This is a genomic window from Mycobacterium sp. TH-M106, from assembly GCF_057473765.1.
Genome location: NZ_JBYCLE010000445.1, coordinates 1 through 10,981 on the forward strand (window position 1 = coordinate 1; position 10,981 = coordinate 10,981).

Annotated in this window: 10 protein-coding genes; 3 read left to right on the forward strand and 7 right to left on the reverse strand. The window is 66.0% G+C overall.

From position 1 onward, the window contains the following. Both eccCa and eccB read right to left on the reverse strand, forming a co-directional pair. On the reverse strand, positions 1–2,011 hold a 2,011-nt coding region (gene eccCa, locus AC2VOP_RS15850; protein WP_486961874.1), incomplete at its 3' end, for a type VII secretion protein EccCa. Further along, the gene (eccB, locus tag AC2VOP_RS15855; RefSeq protein ID WP_486961875.1) at positions 2,008–3,522 is read right to left on the reverse strand and encodes a type VII secretion protein EccB; all 1,515 of its coding nucleotides are present in this window, start codon (positions 3,520–3,522) and stop codon (positions 2,008–2,010) included. The genes eccCa and eccB, both read right to left, overlap by 4 nt. Positions 3,523–3,910: 388 nt before the next feature. On the opposite strand from eccB, the gene AC2VOP_RS15860 reads away from it, so the two are divergent. From AC2VOP_RS15860 to AC2VOP_RS15870, 3 genes are all read left to right on the forward strand, one after another. Beyond that, positions 3,911–5,644 (forward strand): molybdopterin-dependent oxidoreductase, encoded by a 1,734-nt coding sequence (locus tag AC2VOP_RS15860; protein ID WP_486961882.1) that lies wholly within the window; start codon positions 3,911–3,913, stop codon positions 5,642–5,644. 220 nt (positions 5,645–5,864) lie between these two features. Next, positions 5,865–6,068: an AbrB/MazE/SpoVT family DNA-binding domain-containing protein gene (locus tag AC2VOP_RS15865; RefSeq protein ID WP_486961883.1), complete on the forward strand. Its 204-nt coding sequence runs from the start codon at positions 5,865–5,867 to the stop codon at positions 6,066–6,068. After that, complete coding sequence (locus tag AC2VOP_RS15870; protein WP_486961876.1) at positions 6,065–6,451, forward strand: PIN domain-containing protein; 387 nt, start codon at positions 6,065–6,067, stop codon at positions 6,449–6,451. Before AC2VOP_RS15865 ends, AC2VOP_RS15870 begins: the two co-directional genes overlap by 4 nt. Positions 6,452–6,609: 158 nt before the next feature. Here the strand turns inward: AC2VOP_RS15870 and AC2VOP_RS15875 are convergent, their stop codons facing one another. The 5 genes from AC2VOP_RS15875 to fabG form a co-directional block, all read right to left on the reverse strand. Then, complete coding sequence (locus AC2VOP_RS15875; RefSeq protein ID WP_486961877.1) at positions 6,610–7,194, reverse strand: hypothetical protein; 585 nt, start codon at positions 7,192–7,194, stop codon at positions 6,610–6,612. Positions 7,195–7,331: 137 nt separating this feature from the next. Then, positions 7,332–8,048, reverse strand: a complete 717-nt coding sequence (locus AC2VOP_RS15880) for a GntR family transcriptional regulator (protein ID WP_486961878.1) — start codon at positions 8,046–8,048, stop codon at positions 7,332–7,334. Between the two features lie 3 nt (positions 8,049–8,051). Beyond that, complete coding sequence (locus AC2VOP_RS15885) at positions 8,052–9,245, reverse strand: acyl-CoA dehydrogenase family protein (RefSeq protein ID WP_486961879.1); 1,194 nt, start codon at positions 9,243–9,245, stop codon at positions 8,052–8,054. After that, positions 9,242–10,477, reverse strand: a complete 1,236-nt coding sequence (locus tag AC2VOP_RS15890; protein WP_486961880.1) for an acetyl-CoA C-acetyltransferase — start codon at positions 10,475–10,477, stop codon at positions 9,242–9,244. The genes AC2VOP_RS15885 and AC2VOP_RS15890 overlap by 4 nt, the downstream gene beginning before the upstream one ends. Beyond that, on the reverse strand, positions 10,474–10,981 hold a 508-nt coding region (gene fabG, locus AC2VOP_RS15895), incomplete at its 5' end, for a 3-oxoacyl-ACP reductase FabG (protein ID WP_486961881.1). The genes AC2VOP_RS15890 and fabG, both read right to left, overlap by 4 nt.

Below are 10,981 nucleotides of genomic sequence, written 5' to 3' on the forward strand. Positions count from 1 at the left end.
TGAGCACCAACCGGTAGCCCATGTTCTCCATCAGCTTCTCGGCACGGCTTTCGATGGTTTGCGACGCCATCATCAGGTGCACCCAGTAGGCGCGGCCTTGCCGGCCGATGGAGTCGAGCACCTCCACCGCGGTCGGCATGATGCGGAACCACTCGTAGAACTCGTCGATCACGACGACCAGCATCGGAAGCGGCGCCATGTCCTGGCCGCGCGCCTGCATCCTGGCGCGGATCTCGTTGTACTCCTTGGCGCCGTCGACACCGGCGTTGTCACAGATCGTCTTGCGGCGGGCGATCTCGCCCCACATCGCCTCCAGGAATCGCTCCATCAACGCCTGGTCTTCTTCCAAGTCGGTGATGATCCGCGACACGTGCGGCACCCCGGCGAAGGGCTTGACTGCCGACCCGCCCTTGAGGTCGGCCAGTACGAACTGCAGCTCGTCGGGTGGGTGCCCCAGCAGCAGTGACTCGATCACCGTTCGCACCAGTGTCGACTTGCCCGAGCCGGTGGTTCCCGACATCACGCCGTGCGGGCCGTCACCCCCTTCGTCCAGCGACTTCATGTCCAGGAACAACAGCTCGCCGTTGTCGCGGTTGCCGAACGGCACCCGCAGCCGGGACCGGCTGAGCGGGTCGTGGCGGCCCGCCCACAGCTCGGCGAAGTCGATTCTTCCGGCGTCTTCGATGCCGTAGTAGGACAGGATGTCGCGGGCGCCGATATGGTGCGTGACCCGCTGCCCGATCTCCTCGTAAGCCTCGGCCAACCGCCAGTGCGCCATCCGCTGAGCAAACTGCTCCGCGTCTGCCGCGGTCAGCTGATCCGCCAGCGCAAAAAACCACTCGTTGTCGTCGATCACCATCAAGGTGTCACGGTCACGGGGCAGCGCGTGCATGATGCCCTTGCCGTCAAGCCGCAGTACCCGCTCGGGCACGCCGGTCCATTCCGCGGTGCCGGTCAGGTCGAAGAACGTCACCCCGTCGACGCCCTCTGTGGTGTTGACATACTCCCACTGCGGATCAGCAGCATCGCAGATGATCACGTGATGCGGGGTCGGTGTCTCCGCCGACGAACTGGCGTGTCGCGGCATGAACGACCCCCGCCCGGAGAACAAGTCGCCGTGCTCGGCGGCGAACTCACGAACCGACCCGTACACCATCCGCGCACTGCCCGCGGCATCCTGGCGTCGCGGATCACCGAAATGCGGCAGCCATTTCACCCAATCCCACTGCGCCACATCCGAACTGACGACGATCATCCGCACATGGTCCGGACCGTGTGAGAACGCCAGCTGACAGATGATCGCCCGGATCAGCGCCAGCACCTGCTCGCGGTCCCCCACCAGCGAGTACCACGGTTCGACCAGCAGCGACACCATCTTCGGCAGGTTGTAGACCACGCTCTGGTAGCGCCCGAACTCCTGCAGCGCCTTGCCGGTCACCGGCTCCAACTCGATGTCGGTGGGCATGTTCTGCGGCTCGCCCCAGGTCACCTCGGGCCGCGTCATCCCCACCCCCACCCGGGCCAACCCGAAGTTGAGGTCCTTGCCGTTGGGTTGACGCTCCCACATCCGGGCCGAGCCCACCGCCGCGGTCAACGTCACCGGCGCGGGGTGAAACCAGCGGTAGTTCGCGTCCATGCTCTCTGCCGACTCGGCCGCCGACTCGCGCAGCCGGTCCAGCATCAGCATGAACTGCGCCCGCATCGCGTCCAGTTTCGGCCGACTCAACTGCTGATTGCCGCCGCCGAAACGGCCACCGAACATCATCATGGCGACCCCACCGATCATGAAGATCGGGAAAATCGAGCCGGCACCCAGAAACATCCGCGACCCGCTTGCCACCGTCATCGCGACCATGCCGACCAGCAGTCCGACCACAAGCACTCCGACCACCACCAGCCACCAGGGCTTGCCCTCTGGCGGCGGGACGCTCAACGGCGTCGGCAAAACGATGTTCTCCGGCTTGACCGCCGGTGCCCGTTCCGGCGTCGGACGGGCAAATCCGCGTTTCACTTCGGCACCACCAGTTCTGCAGGGCTCTTGTCGGTCGGGAGCGAGTCGTGGCGCAGCAGGGCATCCTCTCGGGAGAGCGTCGGTCCCGGCGCCAGCAGCCTCAGCGCCACCCACGGTGCGGGAGTCGGGTCCTCGGTCAAGCCCAGCGCGGTGCGGGTCTCGCGGGTGTCGGGCACCCCGTATCGTGCGCCTGCGTGCGACAGCCACCATAGCGATTCGGTTGTCGTGGCGTCGGCTTCGTTGCCCGTCATCGCCACGAAGTTGGCATAGCCCGGGCCGAAATAGACGCGGTCGGCTTCGCGGCCGGTGGTGTCCACCTTCACCAGCGACACCACTTTGTGCATGTCACCGGCCCGCACCGGGATGGTGGGGCCGGACACAACCTGCACCCGGGCCCGGCTCTCACCGCCGGTGCGCTCCCACCACCAACAGGTGGCCGGGTTGTCCCGGATGTCGACCACGTTCAGCGGGCCGTCCGGGTAGGCCGACAAATCCAACCCGGATACCACCGGCATCTTCGCCAACGCCGGCGGCGCCACCACGGCCGGTCTGCCGTCGGGGTTGGAGCCGGCGTTCAGCAGAATCCTCGCCACCACCGACGACACCGTCTCCACGCCATCCGGCAACACCACCGAGTACTGCTGTGGCCCGGATAGCTGCGGCGTGACGAACACCGTTCCCACCGGCCCCGGCGCATCGGGGAAGCGGGCCGGAGCGCCGGCATCCGGCACGGCGGGCACCGACAATTCCGGCCCCACCGGCAACGCGTCGAACAATGCTCTGCTCATTGGTTTGGCCTGGTCAACCTGTTCCGGGGACAATCCCAGCGGTATCAGCACAGCGCGGTCGGCGGCGCTGATGCGCGACCGGCGATTCTGCCGGATCACCCACGAATCGTCACCATATCGCAGCACCACCGCGTCCTGCTCACCCAACACCCGGCGCCGGCCCGAGATGTCGGGAGTTCCGTCGATGACCGTCACCGTCACGGGTGACGGCGCACCCACTCCCCGGGTGTTCGTCACCGCGTCGCAGATCAGCCACGAGGACGACGCCGGGCTCCTCGGGAGAAACTCCGACGGTGCGCCCGGGATACCGACCAGCGGCCCGTGCGGCTGCTCGTCGATCTGGCTGGACCGCACCTTGTGCGGATTGTCGGGGCGCCCGGCAATCAGCCGCGCCGACGCCAAATTCAAAGCCGGGTACAACGTGTCGCCCACCCGGACGTACAGCGCACCGGAATCCCGGTCCGCGATGATCGGTGATTCGTTGCGTAGTTGGCCGGACGGACTCAAAAACGACCACAGCAATGCGCCCAGGCAGATGACCGCCGCCGCCGACACCGAGGCCACCACCGCCAGGGACTGCCTCCGGCCGGGTTCGATTTCCATGCGAACCTGCCAGCGGGTCAGCGCCATCGCGGTGCGCCGCGCCAGGAATTGGTAACCCGTCATCTGGGTGCGGGTCGACAACCCCAGACCGTAGCCGGGCCCCCGGTCTTCGTCAATCACGGTGGACCCCAATCCCGCCCGGTGCCCGGGTGTGCTGCGACCCGGGCGCGCTCTTGGCCGTCATCTGCTGCTCCTACCTGCTGAGATCCCCACTGCGCATGCTAGCGATGTTCGGTGACATCCGCTCGTCGGGCGGTGGCCGAACGGGCCAATCGGCGGGTTAAAACCGGCCGGTGGCGATACAACCGCACCAGACTGTGGTTTGTCTGGTAGCCACCCTGGAGATCACTTCGGTGCGCCGAGGTTTTCGTGTATGGTCGCGGCTGTGACCACGACCGACGGACACAGCGCTGAAACACACCGGGATTCGACGGGTCCGGCGGCCGGCTCGGTGGAGAACGAGCCCACGCACCGCGTCGGCTATTCCGCCCAGCTCGTCAACGTCGATATGGAGTCGGAGCAGGGTTACCGCACCGAGATCCACGGCGCCGACGACACCATCGACGTCGAGGCTTACGGCGGCGGGTTCGACCTCACCCGGCGCGCGACCGCTCCTAAGCTACGGGTGGGCCGCGACAAGTGGTTCAACCTGTTGTGGCTGATCCCGATCGGCCTCGTCGGGCTGATCGCGGCGATCGCTATCGGCAAAGGCATCCGCAACATGCCCGGCGTGGAGGAGTTCATCGCCCAGCACCCCGGTGCCGACGAGTCGACCGCCGGCCCGCCGGGGCTGCCGTGGTGGGCCAACTGGACGCACTTTTTCAACCTGTTTTTGATGATGTTCATCATCCGCTCCGGGATCCAGATCCTCTGCGACCATCCGCGCCTGTACTTCAGCCGCAACTCCACTCCCGGCAAGGACGAATGGCTGCGGGTGGGCCCGCCGGTGCCCAACGACCCGTACTGGACCGCCAACTCCGACACCGTCGCGCTGCCCCCGCAGTTCGGGCTGCCCGGCTTCCGGCATTCCATCGGGCTGGCCCGCTGGTGGCATTTGGGCGTCGACATGCTGTGGCTGCTCAACGGCGCCATCTTCTACGTGCTGCTCTTCGCCACCGGGCATTGGCGCCACATCGTGCCGACCAGCTGGGACGTCTTTCCCAACGCGTTGTCGGTGGCGATCCAGTACATGTCCCTGCACTGGCCGGCCGACAACGGCTGGGTGGCCTACAACGGACTGCAGCTGCTGGCCTACTTCACCACTGTCTTCATCGCCGCGCCCGCCGCACTGATCACCGGCCTGGGCATGTCACCGGCACTCTCGCAGCGGCTCGGCGTCATCAGCAAACGACTCAACCTGCAGGTCGCGCGCTCACTGCATTTCGTCGTGCTGGCCTACTTCCTGTTCTTCATCCTGACGCACGTCACGATGGTGTTCACCACCGAAGCACTGCGCAACCTCAACCACATGTTCGCCTCCCGCGATGACGATAGCTGGGTGGGCTTCGGGGTCTTCGCTCTGGCCATGACGGTCACGGCCATCGCCTGGGTTTGGGCCACCCCATTCACCATCAAGCACCCACGAGTGGTGCAGCGGGTCGGCTACGCGCTGGTCGGCCCGTTCCAGCGGCTACTGGAAAACCTCAACCCCAAGCCGGGCACCTTCACCGAAGCCGACATCTCGCCGTACCACTGGCGCAACGGCCGGCTCCCGGAGACCGTCGAGTATAAGGAGCTGGAGGCAGGCGACTTCAAAGACTGGCGACTCAAGGTCTACGGCCTGGTGGAGAACCCGATGGAGTTCTCGCTGGAGGACCTCAAGGCGCTGCCCTACCATGACCAGATCACCCAGCACATGTGCATCCAGGCCTGGTCCGGGGTTGCCAAGTGGGGCGGTGTGACGATGCAGACCATCATGGACATCGTCAAACCGCTGCCCGAGGCCAAGTGGGCCATCTTCTACTCGATGGGACTAGGCGCCACCGGCGGCATCTACTACAACGCACACCCCGTCGACCAGATGAGAAATCACATGTCGATGCTGGCCTACAACATGAACGATGAGCCGCTGCCCTACATGCACGGCAGGCCGCTGCGGCTGCGCAATGAGCTGCAGCACGGCTTCAAACAGGTGAAGTGGATCAAAGGCATCGAATTCGTCGCCAGCTACAAAGAGATCGGCAGCGGCTACGGCGGCTACAGCGAAGACCACAAGTTCTTCGGACGCCACCAGACGATCTGACAATCTGCCCGGGGCCTTGGCAAGTGAGCCTGGGCGTCGCGGCGCGAAGCGCTGCCCGACAGGTCGACCTCGATGTGCTGCGCGGCCCCGATCGGGTTGCCGTGAGCATCCAGGCGGCGCACCGCGTCACAGAACCAACAGACCGAGGAGCCAACACACGCGCCGCCAGCGGCGCATAAAAGGCCCGAGGTGGTTATACTCATCGAGTATGACTGGGCGTATGGGTGCGAAAGGGCAGGTTGTGATCCCGAAGTGGCTTCGGGATGAGGTGAACCTTCATCCTGGCGATGAGGTTGACTTCGAGTTGAGCAATGGGCTGATCGTCCTCAGGGCGTCGCGGCGGCCAGCCACGTTGGGGGGCCAGTTCGCGGGCAGCGGTATGGCGGCCCGGTTGCTCGAAGATCGCGCGCAAGAACCACGTTGAGCGTCTGCCTGGACTCGTGGGCGGTGCTGGCGTGGCTCGACGGGGAAGAACCGGCGCTGTCCCGCGTCAATGGCCTGCTCTGCTCGGGGCCGGTGATCAGCTGGATAAACCTGGTCGAGGTCTACTATCGATTGGAGCGCGACCACGACCGCGTGGTCGCCGATGAGACGCTCAGCGCGCTTCGCGCCACCCTCGTCCCGGACCTGCCGGGCACCGCCCGGATGGTTGCAGCGGCCCGACTAAAGGCCCGCGCCGCGATCGCTCTCGGTGACTGCTTCGCCGCTGTGACAGCCGCCGCCCACGGCCTCGTGCTACTGACCGGGGATCCGGAGCTGATCGACCTTGCCGAGCCGCCGTGCGTTGTCGAAGACCTCCGCGGGTAACAGCGGCGTTGGTCGTTCCGCTGGATATCAGCGATGTCGCTTGCTGCATGAGGCTCCGAGGCGAGTCCCCCCTCGTCACACGGGGCGATCCCACCGATCGCGCCAATTCCGTCGCCGCCGCCCATCCCGGGGTACCCTGACGGCCCGACCCGGGTACGTCAAATTCCGGTCCATGCGGCGTGCAGCCGCGCGGCAACGTCGATAATCTGAGCCTGTTGAGCCGGTGGACTGTCGATCTCGTCGGCGACGTAGGAAGCGATGAACCGTCGAATCTCGCCGTCGACACCGGCGACGACGCGCAGCACCTCACCACGGATCGACCGCGACGACACCTGGACGGTGATGTCTGAGGGCCGCGGTTTTGCCACGTCGATGATCAGCAGCAGTGGATCGGCGGCCCGGGCAGTGGCCCGCAACGCGATATCGCCGGCGACGATGAACCGCTGCTTGTCTAGGCGCAGGTCGACGAGCAGGTTGATGACCAGTGGAATGTGAATGGCAAACGTGATTGCATCGCCCAGGTTCCGGGTGACCTCAGGTTGCTGGATCTTCACCTTGGCGCTGACTCGGGCGATCTTGCCCGGCCCCTGACCGATGGGGGCCATCTCGAACTCGTCCCCCGCGATGACGGCGAATGCGGCGGCTATGCGCTCTTCGGTGACCGCAATCTCGAAGAATTTACGGCCGAACTCTTCGTAGGTCAGGTAGGTAAGGGCGTCGTGCTGTTGGTTGTGCTGGTGCATAGACCAATACTGGTCTACGCCTCAGACCTCGACGACTACGGCACCACCCATCTCACCGCCAGCGCATATCGCCGCGACGCCGAACCCGCCACCGCGCCGCCGCAGTCCGTAGACCAGAGCGGTCGCCATCCGCGCGGTCAGCGCCCACGGCGTCGAACAATACGGCCGCTGTCTTCCGGTTCGATCACGCCGCGGCCGGTCAGGTGTTCGATCAGCGGCTCCACGCCTGCCGCAAGGTGTTCCGCCATCGCGGTGCGGGCTAGCTCGCCATTGTGCGTTGCCAATGCGGCCAGCACCCGCCGGTGGTCGCGAACCGAGCGGTCCGGCCAACCGGCGATGCTGGGAAACACCGATTCGGGTGCGTAACGGGTGATCCGCGACATCAGCTGCGCGAGTTTCGGCGAATTCGCCGCCACGTTGATGGTCCGGTGGAAGTCGTGGTTCAGGCGCACCGTCCGTTCGTCGTCGTCACCGGTGTAGGCGTCTTCCAACTGGGCCTGGATCTCGTCGAGTTCGCGCAACTGGCGGTCGCTGATGCTGGCAGCGGCCCGGGCGGCGAGTTCGCCGCCGACATAGGCCTGGACATTCGCCACGTCCACCAGATCCCGCGCGGTCACCGGCAACACCACGAAGCCTCGGTGCGGTTGCTGGGCGAGCATCCCTTCGGCTCGCAGTTCCAACAGCGCCTCACGCACCGGGGTGACGCTGATACCCAGATCCGTCGCCAACTGGTCCAGCCGGACATACTCCCCAGCGGCGTAGGCACCATCGAAGATGCGTTTCCGGACGAAACTCGCGACCGTCTCGGAAAGCTGTGGCCGAGCGGCGAAGTCGGGGCCTGCGGGGCCTGCCATTGCTCAGACCCGGTACTCGGCGAGCAGCCGTCTGCTGATGATCTGCTTTTGAATCTCGCTTGTTCCCTCGCCGATCAGCAGGAACGGCGCGTCGCGCATCAGCCGTTCGATCTCGTATTCCTTGGAGTAGCCGTATCCGCCGTGGATCCGGAAGCTCTGCTGGGTGACTTCACTGCAGTACTCGCTAGCCAGGTACTTGGCCATTCCGGCGGCCAGGTCGTTACGTTCCCCGGAGTCCTTCAACCGGGCGGCGTTGACCATCATCAGGTGCGCAGCCTCCACCTTGGTCGCCATGTCGGCAAGCTGGAATGCGATCGCCTGATGCTCGGCGATCGGCTTACCGAATGTGCTGCGCTGCTGGGCATACCGCACAGCCAGTTCGAACGCGCGGATCCCCACCCCGCAGGCTCGCGCCGCGACGTTGACCCGCCCTACTTCGATGCCGTCCATCATCTGGAAGAAGCCCCGGCCGGGCGTGCCGCCGAGGATGTCGTCGGCGCTGGCCGAGTAGCCGTCGAAAACCAGCTCGGTGGTGTCGATGCCCTGGTAGCCCAGCTTGGCGATCTTGCCCGGGATCGTCAGCCCGGGCGCGACTTCCCCGAATCCGGTTGGCTTTTCGACGAGGAACGCGGTCAGGTTGCGATGCGGGGTGTCCGCCCCTTCGTCGGTGCGCACCAACACCGCGATGAGTGTCGAACTGGCGCCGTTGGTCAGCCACATCTTCTGGCCGTCGATACGGTAGCCGCCGTCGGGCGTGCGAGTCGCCCGGGTGCGGATTGCGGCGACGTCGGAACCCAGCTCGGGCTCCGACATCGAAAACGCGCCGCGTGTCTCGCCGGTTGCCATCCGCGGCAGGAATCGCTGCCGCTGTTCGTCGGTGCCGTGCTGGTAGATCATGTACGCGACGATGAAGTGGGTGTTGATCACTCCCGAAATGCTCATCCACCCGCGGGCCAGCTCCTCGACGCACAACGCGTAGGTGAGCAGGGACTCACCCAGCCCGCCGTACTGCTCAGGGATCATCAGGCCGAACAGACCCAGCTCGCGCATCTGGTGAACGATCGTCTCCGGGTAGGTGTCGGTACGCTCCAGATCGGCCGCGTTGGGCATAACCTCCTTTTCGACGAATTCCCGCACTGTTTCGATGATTTCCGTCTGGCTTTGGGTGAGGCCCAACGTCTGGGCGAGCTTGGTCATCCAACGCCACCTTCCGAGACCCTCTCGAAGACAGCGGCCAGGCCCTGGCCACCGCCGATGCACATGGTCTCCAGGCCGTAGCGCACCTGGCGGCGGGTCATCTCCCGCGCCATCGTCGCCAGCATCCGCGCTCCCGTCGCGCCGACCGGGTGCCCGAGCGAAATCCCGGAGCCGTGCACGTTGGTCCGCGTCACGTCGGATGCCCCGAATCGCCATTCGCGCAGCACCGCCAGTGCCTGGGCGGCGAACGCCTCGTTGAGCTCGATCAGGTCGATGTCGGCCAGCCGCAGGCCCGCTCCGGCCAACGCCGCCTCGGTCGCCGGCACCGGGCCGATGCCCATGACGGCAGGCGCCACGCCGGCGACCGCCCACGACACCAGCCGCACCAGCGGGGTCATCCCCAATTCGGCGGCCCGCTCCGGTGTGGTTACCACGCACATCGCGGCAGCGTCGTTTTGTCCGCTGGCGTTGCCTGCAGTAACCGTTGCCTCTGGGTCATCTTCTGCCAGAATGGGTTTGAGCTTGCCCAGCGTCTCAAGCGACGTGTCGGCGCGGGGGTGTTCATCGGTGTCGACGAGCTGCATGCGTTGCGCGCCGTGCCGGACCGGAACTGCGACAGGAATGATCTCGTCGGCGAAAACGCCCTGGTTTTGCGCGGCAACCGCTCGTTGGTGCGACGTCACCGCCAGTTCGTCCTGTTCCGTGCGGGAGATCCCGTACTGCCGGCGTAGATTCTCTGCCGTCTCCAGCATGCCTCCCCGCACCGGGTGGTAACGGCCGCCGGCAGTGGTGCGCCCGCGCGTCAGCCCGTCGTGAATGCGCACGCCGCCGCGAGCCCCGCCCCAGCGCATGTCGGTGGAGTAGAACACCACGTTGCTCATGCTTTCCGCGCCGCCGGCGATGACCACGTCGTCGACGCCACTGCCGACCTGCAGGCACGCCTGGATCACCGCCTGCAGGCCGGATCCGCACCGCCGGTCGACCTGCATGCCCGGAACGGTCACCGGCAGACCGGCGTCCAGGGCCACCACCCGCCCGATCGCCGGCGCTTCGGTGCTCGGGTAACAGTGGCCGAGAACGACGTCGTCGACAACCTCCGGGGAGATCGCGGTCCGCTCCAGCAGCCCCTTCAACGCCGCCACGCCGAGGTCGACGGCGGTCAACGACCTAAACACCCCGCCGTAACGGCCGATCGGTGTCCGGACCGGTTCGCAGATCACCGTGTCCCTCACATGAACCTCCCGCCGGTCACCTCGAGCACGGTGCCCGTCATGTACGAGGACAGATCCGACGCCAAGAACAGCGCGACACCGGCGACTTCGGCCGGCTCCCCGGCCCGTCCCATCGGTACCTCGGCGAGCTTGGCATCCCAGATACGTTGCGGCATAGCCTCGGTCATCGCCGAACGAATCAACCCCGGTGCGATCGCGTTGACCCGAACCCCGAGATGGGCGAGTTCTTTCGCGGCGGCTTTGGTCATGCCGACAATGCCGGCCTTGGCCGCCGAATAGTTGGTCTGACCGACCAGGCCGACCTTTCCCGACAGAGAGGACATGTTGACGATCACACCGCGCTTGTTCTCCCGCATGATCGCCGCAGCCAGGCGGGTGCCGTTCCAGGTGCCTTTCAGGTGCACTGCGATCACCTGGTCGAACTGGTCCTCGGTCATCGTTCGCAAGGTGGCGTCGCGGGTGATGCCGGCGTTGTTCACCATGATGTCCAGCCCCCCGAACCGC